At 61.4% G+C, this 18,397-nt stretch carries 16 protein-coding genes; 3 read left to right on the top strand and 13 right to left on the bottom strand.

The genetic code is table 11. From position 1 onward, the window contains the following. Window positions 1-2: 2 nt before the first annotated feature. From MET49242_RS15330 to MET49242_RS25180, 3 genes are all read right to left on the bottom strand, one after another. Window positions 3-635, bottom strand: a complete 633-nt coding sequence (locus MET49242_RS15330; RefSeq protein WP_144259657.1) for a PilZ domain-containing protein — start codon at window positions 633-635, stop codon at window positions 3-5. A gap of 483 nt (window positions 636-1,118) precedes the next feature. Beyond that, window positions 1,119-1,376 (bottom strand): hypothetical protein, encoded by a 258-nt coding sequence (locus MET49242_RS15325; RefSeq protein WP_036284085.1) that lies wholly within the window; start codon window positions 1,374-1,376, stop codon window positions 1,119-1,121. Between the two features lie 208 nt (window positions 1,377-1,584). Continuing rightward, on the bottom strand, window positions 1,585-1,920 hold the full coding sequence (locus MET49242_RS25180) for a hypothetical protein (RefSeq protein ID WP_144259656.1): 336 nt from the start codon (window positions 1,918-1,920) through the stop codon (window positions 1,585-1,587). A 616-nt stretch (window positions 1,921-2,536) separates the two neighbouring features. Here MET49242_RS25180 and MET49242_RS15315 point away from each other — a divergent pair. Further along, window positions 2,537-4,555: a glycosyltransferase family 2 protein gene (locus MET49242_RS15315; protein WP_158497311.1), complete on the top strand. Its 2,019-nt coding sequence runs from the start codon at window positions 2,537-2,539 to the stop codon at window positions 4,553-4,555. Window positions 4,556-4,766: 211 nt separating this feature from the next. Then, window positions 4,767-6,035 (top strand): hypothetical protein, encoded by a 1,269-nt coding sequence (locus tag MET49242_RS15310; RefSeq protein ID WP_244430827.1) that lies wholly within the window; start codon window positions 4,767-4,769, stop codon window positions 6,033-6,035. A gap of 264 nt (window positions 6,036-6,299) precedes the next feature. On the opposite strand, the gene MET49242_RS15305 is transcribed toward MET49242_RS15310, so the two are convergent. Continuing rightward, entirely contained in the window at window positions 6,300-7,592 is a 1,293-nt protein-coding gene (locus MET49242_RS15305; RefSeq protein WP_036284080.1) for a hypothetical protein, read from the bottom strand. Next, a complete protein-coding gene (locus MET49242_RS15300; protein ID WP_036284079.1) occupies window positions 7,585-8,238 on the bottom strand; it encodes an ABC transporter ATP-binding protein in 654 nt (217 codons plus the stop codon). The genes MET49242_RS15305 and MET49242_RS15300 overlap by 8 nt, the downstream gene beginning before the upstream one ends. Before the next feature lie 156 nt (window positions 8,239-8,394). On the opposite strand from MET49242_RS15300, the gene MET49242_RS15295 reads away from it, so the two are divergent. Next, window positions 8,395-10,833 carry a rhamnan synthesis F family protein gene (locus tag MET49242_RS15295; protein ID WP_036284077.1) on the top strand — a complete coding sequence of 813 codons (2,439 nt, stop codon included), beginning with the start codon at window positions 8,395-8,397 and terminating at the stop codon, window positions 10,831-10,833. Between the two features lie 9 nt (window positions 10,834-10,842). On the opposite strand, the gene rfbA is transcribed toward MET49242_RS15295, so the two are convergent. From rfbA to MET49242_RS15255, 8 genes are all read right to left on the bottom strand, one after another. After that, window positions 10,843-11,712: a glucose-1-phosphate thymidylyltransferase RfbA gene (gene rfbA / locus MET49242_RS15290; protein WP_036284075.1), complete on the bottom strand. Its 870-nt coding sequence runs from the start codon at window positions 11,710-11,712 to the stop codon at window positions 10,843-10,845. A gap of 9 nt (window positions 11,713-11,721) precedes the next feature. Then, a complete protein-coding gene (rfbD, locus tag MET49242_RS15285) occupies window positions 11,722-12,621 on the bottom strand; it encodes a dTDP-4-dehydrorhamnose reductase (RefSeq protein WP_036284073.1) in 900 nt (299 codons plus the stop codon). Continuing rightward, a complete protein-coding gene (rfbC, locus tag MET49242_RS15280; RefSeq protein WP_036284072.1) occupies window positions 12,618-13,169 on the bottom strand; it encodes a dTDP-4-dehydrorhamnose 3,5-epimerase in 552 nt (183 codons plus the stop codon). The genes rfbD and rfbC overlap by 4 nt, the downstream gene beginning before the upstream one ends. A gap of 40 nt (window positions 13,170-13,209) precedes the next feature. After that, a complete protein-coding gene (rfbB, locus tag MET49242_RS15275; protein WP_084679319.1) occupies window positions 13,210-14,256 on the bottom strand; it encodes a dTDP-glucose 4,6-dehydratase in 1,047 nt (348 codons plus the stop codon). A 929-nt stretch (window positions 14,257-15,185) separates the two neighbouring features. After that, entirely contained in the window at window positions 15,186-15,920 is a 735-nt protein-coding gene (locus MET49242_RS15270) for a cyclopropane-fatty-acyl-phospholipid synthase family protein (protein WP_036284070.1), read from the bottom strand. Window positions 15,921-16,028: 108 nt separating this feature from the next. Continuing rightward, entirely contained in the window at window positions 16,029-16,781 is a 753-nt protein-coding gene (locus MET49242_RS15265) for a bifunctional 2-polyprenyl-6-hydroxyphenol methylase/3-demethylubiquinol 3-O-methyltransferase UbiG (protein WP_036284068.1), read from the bottom strand. A 36-nt stretch (window positions 16,782-16,817) separates the two neighbouring features. Continuing rightward, entirely contained in the window at window positions 16,818-17,555 is a 738-nt protein-coding gene (locus MET49242_RS15260) for a class I SAM-dependent methyltransferase (protein WP_036284066.1), read from the bottom strand. After that, a complete protein-coding gene (locus MET49242_RS15255; protein ID WP_144259655.1) occupies window positions 17,552-18,307 on the bottom strand; it encodes a hypothetical protein in 756 nt (251 codons plus the stop codon). The genes MET49242_RS15260 and MET49242_RS15255 overlap by 4 nt, the downstream gene beginning before the upstream one ends. Between the last annotated feature and the right edge of the window lie 90 nt (window positions 18,308-18,397).

Genomic DNA, 18,397 nt, shown 5'->3' with positions numbered 1-18,397 from the left:
CCTTACAGGCGCGTCGTTTCGTCGATCTCGCCGGGCCTGAAATGCGTCACGAATTCGCAGGCGAGCCCGTCGTCGAAAAAGCGCACGACGGTCGCCGGCGTATTGCCGATCACGACCTGCTCGCCCAGCAGCGGGGTCAGCTCGGTCTCCAGGGCGACGCCCGAGAGCGACAGGCTCCTGATCCTGACGATATGCTCGTCGCCGCGCGCCAGACGCAGGACAGTCAGTTCCATCAGGGGAACGATGCGTTCGTGCCGTCTGCGTTCATCGACCGCCAGCGCGGAGCGATTCGCGTACCATGTCAGCTGATCGGCGAGTCTTTCGCGCTTCTTCGGCGAGAGCTGCAGGCTCATTTCGAAGCCGATCTCCGTCGCCCGCGTGGCGAGGCCCGCGAAGCGTCCAAGGTCTCTCAGGTAAAGCACCACCTTTTCACCGGGCATCGCTTTCACCGGCGCGAAAAGCGACGCCTCGCCGGGCGAGATTTCGAAAGTGTGACAGGGATATTCCTCGCTCGATTTCAGCATGTATCGTCCATGCAATGAAACCTGAACGCACCGGAAACGGTTCGTCGTGAAATGTGCGATCGAGTGTAGAAGATTGACGCCCATGAACGACACCGGGGGAGATAATTTCATCCAAATTCATCCCCCATCGCAAGGCGCGCGGCGCATTGTCGATGGCGGACCGGATTTTGAAAAGCCTAGCCGAGGCGGCCGCAGGCAGAAAGACGGATGCGGCTCTTTGGAACGGATTCGACTCGAACGAAGTGTGCCGCGCCTTGATTACAATAGGACATTTTAGCGAAAAAAGACGCTTCGCGCCGCGATGGCGCGGATTTTCGTCAGTCTTTGCTGCGAAAGTCGATGGAACTTTCGAAAGATCCATCGTCGATCACATTAGCGATCCGGAACATTGCAGGAACGACAAACCCGCGGCGAGGGGCTCATTCCGGACGCGTGGAAATGTTCCGGGAGCGCTATCGGGCGAGGGTCGCGGCCACCATAAGAACAGCGGACGATCGCCGAACGCACTAACGAACTGCGCCCCTCTCAACGCGCGATTCACGTTAGCAAATTGGCGCGGCCACCATTGACCGGAATTTTCTTCAGGGGTTCCGGTCAGCCTAGTTGATAGATATAGGAAGCGCTGATCCCGTGTTTCTTCGCGATTTTCGAGACGGGCACGCCAGCCTTTCGTTCAGCCTTCAACATCTTGCGGAACGCCGCCAGATCTTTTCCCGCCCGGCGAATCCTGACCGCGCCCTCGCCTCCATTGGCTCGGCCCGACTTTTTGGCCCCGCCGGCTTTCTCGATAAGATCCTGAGCGATTACAATAATTTTCTTGAGTTGGGCGATTTCCCTGGGGGTAAGCGTCATCAGTAGCCTCGCAGACGGGTTTGGCAAGTCAAGCCAGAGTTAAAGACGAGTTTTATAAACAGTTACTTAATACGTCAATAACTCAACTCCTCAGACATCGTCCTTCGTCGCCGGAGTTTGGCGACACTGCATGGATGTCCGAAGCAATCAGAAACTGACTGGCGCATGTCATGTGCATGTCCGACACGCATATTACGGCACAACGCGTTTACATAGCAACTGTAATTTCAATTTCAAGTTGCGTTCTTTCTTCCGATTGCAACAAGCGGATCAATGCCGCTAGTGGGATCTGACGTGGCGACTGGGGTGTTGAGGACGCAGTAAAACTAAGCCTCCCTTGAAATTCATCCGAAAGTTGGTCAACGAGCGGCGCCCATGCGCTATCGGCGGCATGGGTGAAGACATCAATCGTTCGCCGCATGAAAACATCGCCGGCGAGGCGTTGGTTCCACCATGAGGGAATTCGACGTAAGACGCCCACCGGCGAGATAAGCTGCGGCAGTGATTTTGTGAAGGAATTTGGCAAGTTACTAAAATTTTGCATTATCGGATCAGACGTAATTCCCCCGAGGCCGTTGCAGCCGATGCAGTTTCCTTCAACAGGGAATGGCGGCGAAGAATTACGCCTTCCGACAGAATGAAGTTGGCTTCAGGCGATTCCCCGGATCAAACATGAGGCGAGATAATCTGATCGCGAGGACGGTCTCGCCATTCCGATGCTGGCGCTCCGGAATATGAACCAACTGTACACGCCGAATTCGACGAGAGAGGTGAATGACGACGTCGATGGGCGGCCGGAGAAGCCTTGCCGGGCCGAGAGCCGCATTTCATCGTGATCGCGCGCGAGCGCCGGGATCACTCCGGTTTTGATCGAACAGGAGACTATCGCCCCCCTGCGGCGTTTCCCGGCGCGGAGAGGGCGCGCTCCGATCGAAAATGCCCTCGGGACGTCACAGTGCGGTCAAACTTCGAGATGAAAAGGCGCGCGGGAGACGCCGCGTTGACCGTGAGCAACGGGGCGCGTAACGTCCCCGCAAGAAATTATCCTTGCCACGTTTGATCGGGAGCCGTGTGGCTTTCCTTCTTCCCGATCGCCTATGACCGGCCCGCGCGCCGCCGTTAAGGGGCCGGACTTGGCCCCACGTCACGATGAGGCGGTATTGCAAGCGTCGACTTCCACAATTTCCGCCGACGCCAACGAGCCGCCTCTGGAGATTGCGAAAGACGTCCGGCTCCAGGCGGGCGCCCTGAGCGCCACGTCAGGCGAGCCCTGGCTCCGTTTCCATTCGATCGAGGCGTTTCGGCCGGGCCGGCTCGTGGAAATCCGCTATGCGTCGAGCCCTTTCGATTCGCCCGTCCGGCCGCTGCTTCGCTTCTGGCGGGGCGGAGGGGAATTCCGGGATGAAATTCTCCCGGCGCCCTGCGAAGGCGTCGGGTTCTGGGTGGGTCGCGTCCCGAAAGAACGAAGCGAGGTCTGGCTCAGCCCCACCAATCGGCCGGGCCGTTTCGATTTCCGGGTGATCGACGTTCGGCCGGCGTCCTTTCTCAGCGTGGCGCGCCGGGCGGCGCGCGTCCCGAAGCGACTGTTTTTCGCGGTTTGCGCCGGGTGGGTGGGCTTGAGCCGGGAATCGGAGCTCAATTGGCGGTGGGCGCTGGGCGGCGAGGCCCTGTCGACTTATCCCGCCTGGCGGGCGGCGCGACGCGATCACGCCGTCACGGGACTTGATCTGCCGCGCAGCGACTGGCGCGTCGGCCCGACCGTGAGCCTGCTTCTCGAACTCCATGGCGCCACGGGAGCCGAGATCGACGACAGTTGCCGCGCAGTCGCGGGACAGAGCTATCCGAATTGGCGCGTTCTGTTCATCGGTTCGCCGCAGGACGCCGGGGCGCAAGCGCGGCTGGCGGCCTGGGAGCGCGAGGCGGGATTTGCGCGCTTCGCTCCGGACGAAATCCGTTTCGAATCGGGCGAACTGATCGGACGCCTTTCAGCCGGCGATCGGCCGGAGCCGAATGCCTTCGCCTGTTTTGTCGAACATTTCGCGCGTCATCCCGAGCAATTGCTCGCCTATTCGGACGCGACGCGCGGCGAAGGCGCCGGCCTGCGTCCCGTGTTCAAGCCGCCATGGAGTCCGACGCTCCACCGCTCTGTGAATTACATCGGGCGGGCGGCGCTGTTTCGCGCGAGCCTCGTCGCCTCGGACGCCGACTGGACCGCGGCGGCCCCGGAGGATCTGATCGCGGGGCTCGCCGCGCGCGCCTCGGCCAGCGAGGTCGGCGCGCTTCATCGGCCCCTCTTCGCGCTGGCGCGCGAGACGAACCTGCGTTGCGAGGACGTCCCGGCTGTGTATCGCGAGAACGCGCCGCCAGTCGTAATCGTCATCCCGACGCGCGATCGCCCTGATCTTCTCGGCGCCTGTCTCGAAAGCGTCTTCAGGGAGACGAGCTATTCGAACTACAGGGTCGTCGTCGTCGACAACGAGAGCGTGGAGCCCCGCACGCACGCGCTATTCGAGCGTTTACAGGCCGTCCATGATCGGCTGACGATCCTGAAATCGCCCGGCGCGTTCAATTTCTCCGCGCTCTGCAACGCCGGCGCGCAAGCGATCGCGGGTGATCATCTCCTTTTCCTCAATAACGACACGGAGGTTCTGACGCCGGACTGGATCGAGCGGCTGCTGCATTTTGCCGCAAAATCCGAGGTCGGCGCCGTCGGCGCGAAGCTGCTTTATCCCAACAGGCTGACGCAGCATGTCGGCGTTCTGCTCGGGATGGGCGGCGTCGCCGGACATTTCGGCGCGGGGCTCGGTGCGACCGACCCGGGCTGGACGCAGCGCAATCTGGTTCCGCATGAGGTCTCCGCAGTGACCGGCGCCTGCCTGATGGTCGAGCGGCGCAAGTTCGACGCCATCGGCGGTTTCGACGCCGTGAACCTGCCCGTCGAGCTGAATGACGTCGATCTCTGTCTGCGCCTGGCCGAGCGCGGCTGGAGAACCATCTGCAATTCTCAAGTTGTCCTGATCCATCATCAGTCGGCCAGTCGCGGCGGCGGGCTTCGGCTTCAGCGGGTCTATGAAAAGGAACGCAGCAATTTTTGCGACCGCTGGCGCTCGGCGATCCGCGACGATCCTTATTTTCACCCCGGTCTTTCACTTTACGCCCATGATGAAACGCTTCCATAAGCGTAGCTTGCGCCCACCCGGCGGCGCGCCTATTTTACGGGCGGTTCGCAAGGGGCTCGACGGACTTGCCCTTCCCCGGAAAGCGGCGATCGGCGCATCGTCAGCCGCGCCCGGCGGGACGCCGGCCGGACAATGCAAGAACGGCGCGGGACGCGCGATCAACGACTGAAGGCAGATGAACAGGGAACGGCCTTCGAAAATACCGAATTTGATGGAAGTCGTGACGACGGCGCGCAACAGCGTCGCCTCGCGGCTCGCGTCCGGTCGCGCCCTGATGCGTTCCGACGGCGAGGGCGGAAGCAGATTGCCGGCGGTGGCGTGGCGCAGCGTCGACATCGTCACGGACGCGCTCGCCCGGGCGGGATCCGGCGGCGGCCTGATCTGGCGCAGCTTTCTGGCGGTGGTTGTGCTTCCGACCGTGATTTTCTGGCTATATTCGGCGCTGTGGCAGTCGAACCGCTACGTGTCGGAGACCCGTTTGACCGTTCGCCAGGCGCAGCAGGAGAAGAAATCCGGCTCCGACGCCGCCTCGATCATGGCGAAGATGACCGGCGGAGGCTCTGGCGGCGGCGGGGGCGGTTCGCAGGACTCCTACATGGTGCTCAATTATGTGAAGAGCCGAGCGATCCTCGTCGATCTCGGCGGCCGGGAATATATGGAGGGAAAATTCTCGGGGCCGGGCGTGGACTATTTTTCGCGCCTGTCGAAAGGCTCGACGATCGAGGAGCTATGGAAATATTGGCTCGGCCATGTCGCCGCGAGCGTGGATACGCTGTCGGGCATATTGACCGTGCGCGTCGACGCCTTCCGTCCGCAGGACGCGATGGATATTGCGCAGGATATCGTTCGCGAAAGCGAAAACCTCGTCAACAAGATCACCCTGCGCAACCGGCGGGACGCGGTCAAGCGGGCGGAGCTCGAAGTCAATCTTACGCGCCATATGCTCGCGGACGCGAAGGAAAAGACGCTCAGATTCCGTAACGAGAATTTCCTGATCGATCCCGGTTCGCGCGCTGTCAGCATCGGAGACCAGATCGGCAAGCTCACACTGGAGCGCATCGACCTCGTCAACGCCCTCTCGACCTTCTCGTCGTCCCTCTCGGAGGACGCGCCGAGCCAGCGCTTGCAGAAAGCGCGCCTCGCGGTGATCGACCAGCAGATTGCGGAGCTCAAGAAAAAGCTGACCAGCGGTCCGGGCGCGGATACGGTCTCGTCGCAGATAGCGACCTATGAGCGGCTGAAGCTCGAGGAGGCCTTCGCCGAACAGCAGTACACGCTCTCGCAAAACTCCTATCAGAAGGCGCGTCAGGACCTCGAAAAACAGCAGCTTTACCTTGTGACGGTGGTGACGCCGACGCTCCCGGAGTCGGCGCTGTATCCAAAAGTGATTGGCAATACGGTGATGATCTTCGCCGGATTGCTCGTCGCCTGGTCGGTCGTTACGCTCATCGCCGCGAGCATCAACGACCAGATGACGTAGGGCGGATTACGAGTACTGCTCGCTCGCTTCGTATTTTGCTACGCGCAGGGACAAGGAAAATCGCGCGTCCGTCGTCCCGACCGCGCTGCGGCGTCTCTCCGGCTCGGATCGAGCCGGAAAACCTTTCTTGATAACGCTTATCCTAACGCCTGTTCGATCGGCGCCAACCAGCCGCCCTGCGCGGATCGAATACAATTGGACACGCGATGGGCGCGGAGTCGGGACGCAAGCCGTCGTCGACCGAGAGACCCGCGCGAGACGCGCCTATTTCGCCATGTGGTCGCGAACGAGGAAGGCGACGGCGACGAGCAATGTCCAGACGAGAATGGCCGGTGCGACGATGATCGACCACTCCAGCCAGCGCAGCGGATAGATGGATTTCTCCGCAAGCGTGGGCCGCAGGAATGTCGTCAGATAGGCTCGCTGGCTTTCGAGATCGATGCGCGCATTTTCGAAAGCCGTGGCCGCCATCGCATATTGTTGCTGTGCGATAGCGGTCTCGACCTCATGCTGCGACAGCTTGCCCGCACGTCCGGCCAGCGAGGTGTTTTTGTCGTCTGTGCTGGCGATCTGGGCCGAATATTCGGCAATCTGGTTTTTCAGGCTGCGCACGCGCGCATTCAGCAGCCTCACCTGCGGCGAATCGGTCGTCGCCGAACCCGATTGCAGCGCGAGATTCTCTTCCGTCGTGGAAAGCTCCATCCTGAGCGCGGTGATCACCTTGTTGAGCGCCTCGGCGGCAGCCGGCGCATCCAGAACGCCCTCGGCGTCGCGCGCTTCGCGCATCGCCGCCGTCGCGGCCTTCAGGCGTTCCTCCGCGCGGGTCAGTTCGCTGCGCATCTGCTTCAGCGTGTCTCGTCGCGCGCGCGTCGACAGGTCATTGACGAGAGCTTCGGAGAGGTCGATCACATTCTGTGTGATGAGGAGAGAGTCTTCGGGCGTGAAGGCCCTGACGCTGACCGAGATGATGCCGGACATGATGTCGACGCTCGCGTCGACCCTTTTCTTCCAGTATCTCTCCAAATCCTCGACGGGACTATCGGCGTCGAAGCGCGAAAAATAGTCCACGCCCGGACGCGAGAATTTTTCTCTCAGGTTGATTTTCCTGTCGAGCGCTTCGATCAACCCCCGGCTGAGGATATATTTCACGACGACCTGCGCGTCCTGCATTTGCTGGCCGCCTCCCGACGTTTCGCCGCCGGTCATCATCGTCAGCGAGGCATTCTCGCCCGAGCGCAGGGAGAATTTCGTCTCGGTCACATATTGCTTGCTCGCGACGAGGCCCCAGTAGATCGAGGCGATGAGCAACGGAACGGCGACGAACATGCCGAAGCTCGCCAGAAGCGCCTGACGAAAGACACGATCGCCGCGCCGCGCCTGGAAGCCGCCGCCGCCCGAAATGATGCGCGTCGGCGCGCGAGACTTGGTCGCGGCCCGGCGCAGGGCGCGCGAAATCGCCTTCGTTGCGCGGGCGGCCTGCTCCGGGTCGAACACCTCCCGGGAACCGGGGACGGCGACCGACTTGTGGGGCTGGTTGGGGGTTTTCGGCTCAGGCATTGAGCTTCTTATACAGGTCTATCGCGTCGTCGACATTGGAGAAAACATGCATCTGGCCGCCCGCCAGGACAATTCCGCGATCACAATATTCCTTGATCGTCGACATGCCGTGCGACACCATGATCACGTCGGACTTCTGCTTGCGCTTGCCAAATTCTTCCTTGCACCTCGCGGCGAAGCGGGCGTCGCCCACCGCCGTCACCTCGTCAATCAGATAGCAGTCGAATTCGATCGCGAGCGTGAGTCCGAAGGCGAGCCGCGCGATCATGCCCGAGGAATAGGTGCTGATCGCGACGTCCATATAGGCGCCGATCTCGGCGAAATCCTCGACGAAGTCGATCACCTTGCGTGCGTCCTGACCATAGACGCGCGAGACGAATTTCACATTCTCGCGCCCGGTGAGTTTCGGATGCAGGCCGCCGCTGAAGCCGAGCGGCCATGAAATGCGTCCGTTGCGGCGGATGCGCCCGCCATTCGGCAGTTCCGTGCCCGCCAGAAGCCGCATCAGGGTCGATTTTCCGGCGCCATTGACGCCGAGAATCCCATAGCTGCGCCCCGCCATGAAATCGAGGCTGACGTGGTTGAGGACGATCTTCCGATGTCCGTTCGACCTGTAATATTTGAAAACGTTGTCGAGCTGTATCATGTCGCGTCTTTTGGCCGCAGTGCGGCTGGCGTTCCACTTTGGCGGATGGTTATTCGGGATTTCTGGCTAATCGATGACCGTGTTTCGGCAGGCGCTGCGGGCTCGACCTCGGATTTGCTCTGGCCGGTTCGGACGCAGCTGGAGTAGACAGGTCGGATGAAGCCTAAGGAAACAACGTTTCAAGGGGTGCGCCGTCACCTGCGCAACGGCTATGTCATTCTGACGACGCGCGGCGTCGTGGCCCTTTATGGCGCGGCGATGCGCGAGGCGGCGAAAATCGTCGATTCGCCGGTCGGCGTTTTTCTGGCGCCCCGCGACGTCTTTCGCGACGGTCCTCATTTCCTGCGGGAGCATGGGTTGCGCGCGACGATCGGCGCAATGCTGCGGCAGACGGCGGCGACCTATGATCCGCCGCTCGGCAGGCGCCGCAATCCGGTCAACGACCCGCTCCGCGAGCAGGCGATAAACTATTATTATTCTTATGATTTGACCAAGCCGGACGGTGTCGTCCCCTCGCGTCGGCCCGCCAATGAGATGGACTTCGCCCTCGAGACGCCCTTCGCTTTCGCGCCGAAGCCCGCGCGCGAGCGTCCAATCGCCGCGATCGTGCATGGTTTCTATCCGGAAATCGCCCCGCTCGTGCTGGAGAAGCTGAAGAACGTCACCGGCCCGGTCGACCTTTTCTTCTCGACCGACACGCAGGAGAAAAAACACGCCCTGGAAGATGTCTGCCGCGACTGGCCCAAGGGGCGGGTCGAGATTCGCATCTGTCCGAATCGGGGCCGCGACATCGCGGCAAAATTCTTCGGCTTCCGCGACGTTTACGCCGATTACGACCTTTTCATCCATCTCCACACCAAGCGCTCGCCTCACGGCGGGGCCGCGCTGGCGCGTTGGCGCGACTATCTCTTCGACAATCTTCTCGGTTCGCCCGAGATCGTGAATTCGATCCTGTCGCTGTTCGACGATCCCAAGATCGGGGTCGTTTTCCCGCAGCATCTCTTCGAGCTGCGCGGGATTTTGAACTGGGGCTATGACTACGATCACGCGCGCGCGCTGATGAAGCGCATGGGCGTCGAGATCGACAAGAATCTCGTGCTCGAATTTCCTTCCGGCTCGATGTTCTGGGGCCGCTCCGCCGCCTTCAGGCCGCTTCTCGATCTCGACATCGATTTCGACGATTTCCCCCAGGAGGGCGGTCAGGTCGACGGCACGCTCGCTCACGCCATCGAGCGCTCGCTTCTGATGATCGCCGAATCGCGGGGCTTCGAGTGGCTGAAGGTCGCGCGGCGCGACCTCTATCCGATGCCGCAGACGCTCCTGCCCGTCCACAGCAAGGAGGAGCTTGCGAAGCACCGGCTCAAGGTGTTTCAGCCCTGCCTCTCCAATGTCGACATCATCCTGCGCCCGCAGGACCGCGGCATTGTGGAAGTCCGTCCGCTGCTGTCCTACCCGTCGCGGAATGTGCGGCCCCGGCTCAATCTGCTGATTCCGACCGTCAACCCGCAGCAGATTTTCGGCGGCGTCGCCACGGCGATCAAACTGTTTACGGAAATTGCCGACGCGCTGGGCGCCGAATATGACCGCCGCATCGTCACGACCGACGCGGACATCGAGCCGGAGGCATATGCGAGGCTTTCGGACTACACGCCGGTTCCTTACGTGGCGAGCCTCGACGAAGGCGCGCGTCTGCTCGTCGACACATATGAACGCGAGGGCGGAAGACTCGATCTGCGCGCCAACGACATCTTCATCGCCACCGCCTGGTGGACGGCGGGCTTTGCGGCGGATCTCGAGCGCGATCGCGAGCGGCTTTTCGGTTCGAAGCTGCCTTTCATTTATCTCATCCAGGACGACGAGACCTATTTCAACGGCCGCAGCTCGCGGTCGGCGCTCGCCGAGGCGACCTATCGTCACGGCGAGCGCATGATCGCGATCATCAATTCGGAAGAGCTGTTCTCGGTCATGACCGGGAAATACGCCTTCCGCGAAGCCTATTTCATTCCATACGAGATCAACCGCCGTATTTCGGCGGCGCTCGCGGAGAAACCGCGCGAGCGGCTGCTGCTCGTCTATGGCCGTCCGACCGTCAATCGAAACGCCTTCGAACTCATCTGCGACGGGCTCTTTCGCTGGCAGCAGCGCGATCCGATCCGCGCCAGCCGCTGGCGCATTGTCTTCCTCGGCGAGGATTTTCCCGACACTCTGCTCTACCCCGTGGTGAACGCGTCGGTCGGCGGCAAGGCGAGCCTGGAGGGCTACGCCGACCATCTCAGCCGCGCGAGCGTCGGCGTCTCGATCATGATTTCACCGCATCCCAGCTACCCGCCGCTGGAGATGGCGGAGGCGGGACTGACGACGATCACCAATGGATTTGAAGGGAAGAATCTTCAGCGGCGCTTCGACAATATCTTGTCGCTCGAGCGGCTCGATCCCGCATCGCTCGCCGACGCGATCGAGTCCGCCGTCGCGGATATGGAGCCGCGCATCGGCTCGATCATCGCGCGCGCGACGCCGAAGACGCCGCCGCGCGACGAAACCAGGCTGTTCGATCTCGCGGCTTTCGCGGAGCGACTGCGCGCAATTCGCGCGTAAGGCGTAGCGTCAAAGGTCGAGTTCGGTCAAAACCTGCGCGATATATTGCCCGTAGCCGCTCTTTGCGAGGCCGGCCGCCGCTTCGCGCGCCGCGCCCTCGTCGATCCAGCCGGCGCGATAGGCGATCTCCTCCAGACAGGCGACCCTCTGCCCCTGCCGCTGCTCGATCGCGCGGACATATTCGCCGGCCTCCAGCAGCGATTCCGGCGTGCCGGTGTCGAGCCATGCGAAGCCGCGACCCAGCCGGACCACGTTCAATTCGCCGAGCTCCATGTAGATGCGGTTGAGATCGGTGATCTCCAGCTCGCCACGCGGCGAGGGCTTCAGTTGCGCCGCGAATTCCGCCGCGCGCGTGTCGTAGAAATAAAGCCCCGTGACCGCCCAGTTGGATTTAGGCTTCGCGGGTTTCTCTTCGATCGAGACCGCGCGTCCGGAGGCGTCGAAGTCGACCACGCCGTAACGTTCGGGATCGCGCACGTGATAGGCGAACACGGTCGCGGAGCTTTGCGGCGACAGTTGCAACGCCTCGGGCAGGCCGTGGCCATAGAAGATATTGTCGCCGAGGATCAGCACCGAATGACGGCCTTCGACGAACTCGGCGCCGATGATATAGGCCTGCGCAAGCCCTTCCGGCTTCGGTTGCACGGCGTAGGAAAGCGACAGGCCCCATTGCGCGCCGGAGCCGAGGAGGCGCTTGAAGGAAGGCAGATCCTCCGGCGTGGAGATGATGAGGATCTCGCGCACGCCGGCGAGCATCAGCGTGCTCAGCGGATAATAGATCATCGGCTTGTCATAGACCGGAAGCAATTGCTTCGAGGTGACGAGCGTCATGGGATGAAGCCGCGTGCCGCTTCCCCCGGCCAGAATGATGCCCCGCATGAAACGATCCTATCTTGATGGCGTGACGAGACGCGCGACGCAATTTTCCAGCGACGCCCGCCAGAGCGGCAGCGCGACGCCGAAGCGCTCGTTGAGCTTCGTGTTGTCGAGACGCGAATTGGCGGGTCGCCGCGCCGGCGTCGGATAGTCGGCGGTGGTGATCCGCTTGACCCGCACCGGCTTGCGCCCGAAACGCTCGGCGATAGCGAAGGTCGATTCCGCGAAATCCGCCCAGGTCGCTTCGCCCTGACCCGTCATGTGAAAGACGCCGCGCAGCTCCGGCGATGGATCGGCGGCGAGGCGGCGGGCGATGACGATGAGCGCGTCGGCGATGTCGATCGCATTGGTGGGATTGCCAAGCTGATCGGCGACGACGCCGACTTCCTCGCGCGTCTCGCCAAGGCGCAGCATGGTCTTGACGAAATTCGCGCCGAAGGGGCTGTAGACCCAGGCGGTGCGCAAAATGGCGTGGTTGGGATGGATGGCCGCGATTTTTTCCTCGCCCGCAAGCTTCGAGCGCCCATAGGCGCCGGTCGGGCCGGTGGGGTCGTCCTCGCGATAGGGGCGGTCGCGCGCGCCGTCGAAGACGTAATCCGTCGACAGGTGCAGCAGCGGCACGCCGAGTTCGGCGGCGGCCTCCGCAACATTGCCCGCGCCCTCGCCGTTGACGCGCATTGCGACGTCAGGCTCGCTTTCGGCCTTGTCGACCGCCGTATAGGCGGCCGCATTGACGATGGCGTCGCAGCCCGTCTGCCGCAGCGTCGCGAGAACGGCGTCGCGCACGCCGAGATCGAATTGCGGCCGGCCCAGCGCGATCATCTCCACATCGTTCGGCGCACGCTCGATGAGGGCGCTGACGACCTGGCCGGTGAGGCCGGTGACGGCGAGGCGAAGGCGGCCGGCGCTCATGGGAACACCTCGGGCAGATCGCGCAGCCGCGGCCATTTCTGATCCTTAGCCGACAGAACCGCGTTTTTCGCCACATCCGGCCAGGCGACGCCGAGATCGGGATCGTCCCAGGCGAGGCCGCAATCATGCTGCGGCGAATAGAAATTGGTGACCTTGTAGAGAACCTCGGTGTCGGGCTCGAGCGTCACGAAGCCATGCGCGAAGCCGATCGGCACGAGGAGCTGCCGCCAGTTTTCCTTGGACAGCTCCACGGCGACATGGCGTCCGAAGGTTGGCGAGGAGCGCCGCAGATCGACGGCGACGTCGAGAATGCGTCCCTGCACGACGCGCACGAGCTTGTCCTGCGCGAAGGGCGCGGTCTGGAAATGCAGCCCCCGCACCGTGCCGACGTCGCGCGACAGGGAATGATTGTCTTGGACGAATTTATAGTGAAGCCCCGCCTTCTCCCAGGTCGAGGCGTTATACGTCTCGGAGAAGAACCCGCGCTCGTCGCCGAATTTCTTCGGCGTTACAAGCTTCAAACCCTCGATTTCCAGATCTTCGAACAAGGCCGCCCATCCTCTGTCGTTGCTCCGGCAAACCCCCGCCTCAGAGGACGCCGAGCCGCTCGCCGCGATATTTTCCGGACCTGATCGCCTGCCACCATTCCTGATTGTCGAGATACCATTGCACGGTCTTGCGCAGGCCCGTCTCGAAACGCTCCGCCGGCTTCCAGCCGAGATCGCGCTCGATCTTGGAGCTGTCGATCGCGTAGCGCAGATCATGCCCCGGACGATCGTTCACGAAGGTGATGAGATCGCGATAGCCGCCGGCGCGCGGACGAAACTCGTTCATCAGATCGCAGATCGCATGGACGACGTCGATGTTGCGCCATTCGTTGCGTCCGCCGACATTATATGAGTCGCCGACGACGCCCTCGCGCGCGACGAGCATGAGCGCCGCCGCGTGATCCTCGACATAAAGCCAGTCGCGAACATTCTCCCCGCGGCCATACACCGGCAAAGGTTTGCCCTCGATGGCGTTGATGATCATCAGCGGGATGAGTTTCTCCGGGAAGTGATACGGCCCGTAATTGTTCGAGCAATTGGTGACGATGGTCGGCAGCCCGTAAGTGTGACGCCAGGCGCGCACGAGATGGTCCGACCCCGCCTTGGAGGCGGAATAGGGCGACGTCGGCGCATACGGAGTGTCCTCGCGGAAGAGGCCGTCCGCGCCGAGCGAGCCGAACACCTCGTCCGTCGAGATGTGCTGGAAGCGGAAATTCCTGGCCCGATCGGCGGGGAGGGCGCGCCAATATTCCAGCGCGGCCTCCAGCATCACGAATGTGCCGACGAGATTGGTCTCGATGAAGGCCGCCGGCCCGTCGATCGAGCGATCGACATGGCTCTCCGCGGCAAGATGCATGACAACGTCGGGCTGAAATTCCGAATAGGCGCGACCGACGGCGGCGCGGTCGCAGATGTCGGCCTGCAGGAAGGAGAAGCGCGGATCCTCGGCGACCGGTTTAAGAGAGGCGAGATTGCCTGCGTAAGTGAGCTTGTCGAGAACGAGGATATGATCGTCGCTGCTATGGATGAAGGCGCGCGAAACCGCTGAACCGATAAATCCGGCGCCCCCGGTAATCATTACTCTCATCAAGACCTCGCGTGCCAATCCGTTGCTCGGCGCCTCGCCCTCAATGGGGCGCGTGGCGCATGGCTTTCGCCCCCGCGCCGACAGGGGCGGCGGCCTGACGTCAGCTTGCAGCCTTCATCGGAGCGGACTCAGCCGCCCGACGACCGATATGTGATGCTGCGCACTCGCCGGTGAACGCGTACGCCGCCGCGGCTTGCTCAAGTCTGGAATGGGCGCTGCGACGAAATTCAGATCGATCATGACGTTCTATCTTTTTCCTGTCTGACTTCCAAATCTCGGTTTCTACGCCGCTTGGTGAAAGTTGTGCGGGCCTTCGCAACAAGGCGGCCAGCCGTATATTTTGGAAAGTCGCACAGGTCGTTACGCGCCGCGCCCGGTTCCGGGCCGCTCATTTCCTCCCGGTTGGACGACGCTTCGTCAATTTTCAGAAAACACGTATTTTGTCAACGCGTTACGGCGTAGCTTGGCCCGCCGGCGTCATGATCGCAGCCGCACGGGCAGGCGGACATGCTGTCGCGCTGGTCATGATGAGGCGACACGCGCGCCTTACGGGACGCAAAGAATCACAAAATTATCGACGGCGAGGCAATTAGCATGGTCATGTTGGACGGCGAAGCGCGGCGTGGCGACATCCGGTGCGATCGCCGGGCGGGACGGTGGAATTATGATTCGCACGCCTTTCGCCGCGATAACATGATTTGTGTTTATTGGCTTCGCTTCACCCAAGGCAGTTCGACCGCGATTGCGCTGCGCGGCCTGCCGGGGGAGGGAATTTTCACGGCTCGCGCCGGCAAAGCGTCTGGCATTGTCGGCGCAATCGCCCCCCGGGGGAGGGGACAGCGATGCAGCGCTATCCTGCAAGGACCGGCGCTGCATCGGTTGCATCAGTCACATAAGGTTTTCGTCGGGCGTGGCCAGTTGTTTCCGGCTCACGCGATGCACGACAGGATTTTTTCGTCGGTGAGCGGCTGGCGCAGCGTCGCGACGAGCAGGATATCGCGGCCGGACGTGTCCAGCATGTCGATCTCGAAGCCCAGACGCGGGAGAATAGAGCGAACCTGATCCGGCGACATCCATTCGAATTTCGCCGTGTGCAGGTTCATGCGGCTGAAGATCGTTTTCGTGTCGCGAATGAGCTTGTCGAAGCCGCCGTCGCTGCAGACGTTGGACAGCGTCATGACGAGCCGGCCGCCCGGCTTGAGGCAGCAGGCGGCGGTGACCAGATAGGCGATCAGATATTGCAGATCGACATGCACCATCGCGTCGATCGAATAGACGGCGTCGAGCTTGCCCTTCCAGCCCTTCGCCTCGATCGTCTCCCGCAAGGTCGCGCTGCGCGTGTTCAGCAGGAGCGGCGTGACGCGCGAGATGAGGCCGGCTTCCTTCAGGCGGTTGCAGAAATGCTCCTGATAGCCTGAGCTGATGTCGGCGGCGATGACTTCGACGCCCGAATTTTCAAGCAGGCGGATCGTGTATTTGCCCGAGCCCGGGCCAATCTCGACAGCGGTCTTCCAGTCCGCGGCGCCATTGTCGAGGAACAATTTCTTGAACAGGCGGTCCCAGCTCTCGGGCGTGCCCCATTCGTCGCCCGGCCAGAAATCGCCTGATCGCTGCGTGTTCTTCGCGTAATAATCCCAATGTTGCTGGTAAATATTCTCGGACACGGTCTGTTACTCCTGTCTTGTCGGTCTGCCGGTCGCAATGTGCGACATCGCGATCGGCGCGGGGGGTTGGAGCATGGTCATTTGCGATTGGGTCCCGGTCCGGGCCGTTCAGCTCTTGTCCATCACCCATACATGTTGATAGCGAATTGCGCCGAGCCGGCGCGTCGGCCCGAAGCGCTTTCCGAGCTCCTCCATGAATTCAGTCGATACGATCGTGTCGCCGAAGATCGGCTCCTGACCGAGATTGCCGGGCGTTCCCTTGAACCATATGCCGTCGGTCGCCAGCGCGTTTTGAATTTCGTCGGCGAGCTGGGGATATTTGACCGGAATGAATTCGTCGTGTCGCACGGTGAAATATAATTTGCCATTCGTCTTCAGCGCCCGATGGAGGCGCTCTATGTTGTGCAGGAACGCCTTCTTCGAAAAATGCGTGAACACTGAAAAGGTCGTTATCAGGTCATAAGCATAGGGCTCGAGATCAGTGTCCGCGAGAAGCTCGGACACGGTCCAGCATTTGTTCCTGAAGCCGCCTTTCGCGATATTTTCGATGGAGATCGACCAGGCGTCCACGAGATCCAGCTGCTCGGGGCCGCCCTTCGCCAGCAGCAGCGAGGCGAAGCGCCCAAAACCGCAACCATAATCAAGCCCACGCCATCCCGGCTTGAAGGCGCCGTCCTTTTCGAGAAAGGCAAGAAACTCCAGACCGCTTTGAATGATCTGGGGTCCGTAGGCGCCCGTGTAGGTCGTCTGGACGGTCTCGTTCGGCCAGCAGGGAAGTTTTCCGCCGCTCAGTTCCGGCTGTGTCAGCAGATCATATATCTGGCGAGGCGTTTTGCCTTCGAACGGATTTACATATGTCATGGACTTTATGGCTCCGGGCTGAAGAGACGATGTGCGCTAAATCTGGGGAAGGGGCCGATCGCGAAGCCGCTCCGGCGTGACGTTGAGCGCGGGCAGGTTCTGGTAGGCGGGGATATTGATTTTCGTGATGATCGCAACGTCGGAATGTATTTCGACTTTTGCGATCGAACTCGGGCCGGCCACCGAAACGACGAATTCGAATATGAGGTTGGTCAGCGCGGGCTTCTGATACCACGGATGGGTAGGCGCCGCCGACTGGCGGCGGTGACTCCACGCCCAGTCTTCGAGAATATAAAGGCCGCCCGGTTTGAGATAGGGGAAGCAGATTTCGAACGATGGTTTCGAAAACTCATAGAGATGTGAGGCGTCATCGATGATGATGTCGAGGCCCTCGGGAAACTCCCTCGGAATGATCTCGTCGAGCTTTTCGCGATCGGATTGCGATACGCCATAATAGGGCTTTATCACAGAGCCGCGCGCGATGTGCGCTTCGAGCGCGGGAATAGGGTTTTTGTTGAGTTCGACGCCGACGATCTTTTCGGGGTTATAGAGCTTCTCGTAAAAGACGCTCGAGCCCCCCTGGAACATGCCAAGTTCCAGAATGTGCTTGGGTTTGCGCTGTATCAGTTGGCGGTAAAGATTGACCATCTTCCTTGTCTTGACGAAGGTAAAACAGTCGACAGTCGACAGCGCCCTGTCTTTACCGGCGCGGAAATCGATGCGGAACTGGACGCCGTCGATCTCGAAGATGTTTTCCGCCTGCCAGATGATCATTTCTTGCCTCTCTTATGCATCTCGAACAGCACTCTTGCGAGCATCTGCACTTGCTCCTTACGCAAATCTTCGGAAGTCACGACGTCGTAATCCGATGCGCGCGGCAACGCGAAAAGGGTTTCCGGCGTATCGCTCGACGCGAAATAATGTTCCCGAACCCATGAATTGGAGGCCGCATATCGTGCGATGATCGCCAGACGCTGGTCGATCGTCAACAGCGATTCCCGGCTGCGTCTGTGACTTGCGTCGTCTAGGTAATGTTCGAGGAACTTGTAAAATTCATTATCGTGCGCATCCTTGAAAAAACCGCCGCCGGCGACGAGGTCGACGATCGCTTCATTGTAGCTCGGATTGACGGCGACGCTGCGATCATTCACGAAAGCCGAGTGATCTCCGAGGATAAACTGGCAGAAATCGTCGACCACGTCGCCGTTTTTCAGCCGGTTGCGTTCGAAGAGCCGCAGCCGCACACGATGGCGGCCAAGAACCGCCTCCCAACGCTCCACGACGCGTCGCCAGTTGCCGAGCCCGCCGAGGCACGACGCGATCCACGACCAGAGGTCCTCACCCGTCTTTACATGCCATTGCTGCCAGGATGAGAGGAGCAGGTCATCCTGGCGGCGCAAATACATGATGACCTCGACATCCTCGAACTCTTTGGCAATGTCGATGAACCAGAATGCGTAGTCATTGTCGACGCTGCCGAGATTCTCGGCGCTGACGATGACCTGCTTGACGCCGGGATGCGTCATTAGATCCCTGATTTTTTGTGTTGTTTCGTGCTTCGCGATTTCCCGCGGCGCGCCTCGCCTTTCGTGAAAATACCATACGTGATGGCCCTC

The sequence above is a fragment of the Methylocystis sp. ATCC 49242 genome (assembly GCF_000188155.2).
GTDB lineage: Bacteria > Pseudomonadota > Alphaproteobacteria > Rhizobiales > Beijerinckiaceae > Methylocystis.
Note: the sequence above shows the minus strand (reverse complement) of the source record. Positions and strands in the feature narration are given on the sequence as shown.

Bases quoted from the DNA above. Each gene is read 5' to 3' on its own strand.
- MET49242_RS15310 (WP_244430827.1), top strand. From the start codon at position 4,767: ATGGAAGTCGTGACGACGGCGCGCAACAGCGTCGCCTCGCGGCTCGCG.
- MET49242_RS15265 (WP_036284068.1), bottom strand. From the start codon at position 16,781: ATGACATATGTAAATCCGTTCGAAGGCAAAACGCCTCGCCAGATATAT.
- MET49242_RS15300 (WP_036284079.1), bottom strand. From the start codon at position 8,238: ATGATACAGCTCGACAACGTTTTCAAATATTACAGGTCGAACGGACAT.
- MET49242_RS15330 (WP_144259657.1), bottom strand. From the start codon at position 635: ATGAAATTATCTCCCCCGGTGTCGTTCATGGGCGTCAATCTTCTACAC.
- rfbD (WP_036284073.1), bottom strand. From the start codon at position 12,621: ATGAGCGCCGGCCGCCTTCGCCTCGCCGTCACCGGCCTCACCGGCCAG.
- rfbA (WP_036284075.1), bottom strand. From the start codon at position 11,712: ATGCGGGGCATCATTCTGGCCGGGGGAAGCGGCACGCGGCTTCATCCC.
- rfbB (WP_084679319.1), bottom strand. From the start codon at position 14,256: ATGAGAGTAATGATTACCGGGGGCGCCGGATTTATCGGTTCAGCGGTT.
- MET49242_RS15255 (WP_144259655.1), bottom strand. From the start codon at position 18,307: ATGACGCATCCCGGCGTCAAGCAGGTCATCGTCAGCGCCGAGAATCTC.
- MET49242_RS15305 (WP_036284080.1), bottom strand. From the start codon at position 7,592: ATGCCTGAGCCGAAAACCCCCAACCAGCCCCACAAGTCGGTCGCCGTC.
- MET49242_RS15295 (WP_036284077.1), top strand. From the start codon at position 8,395: ATGAAGCCTAAGGAAACAACGTTTCAAGGGGTGCGCCGTCACCTGCGC.
- MET49242_RS15325 (WP_036284085.1), bottom strand. From the start codon at position 1,376: ATGACGCTTACCCCCAGGGAAATCGCCCAACTCAAGAAAATTATTGTA.
- MET49242_RS25180 (WP_144259656.1), bottom strand. From the start codon at position 1,920: ATGCAAAATTTTAGTAACTTGCCAAATTCCTTCACAAAATCACTGCCG.
- MET49242_RS15260 (WP_036284066.1), bottom strand. From the start codon at position 17,555: ATGATCATCTGGCAGGCGGAAAACATCTTCGAGATCGACGGCGTCCAG.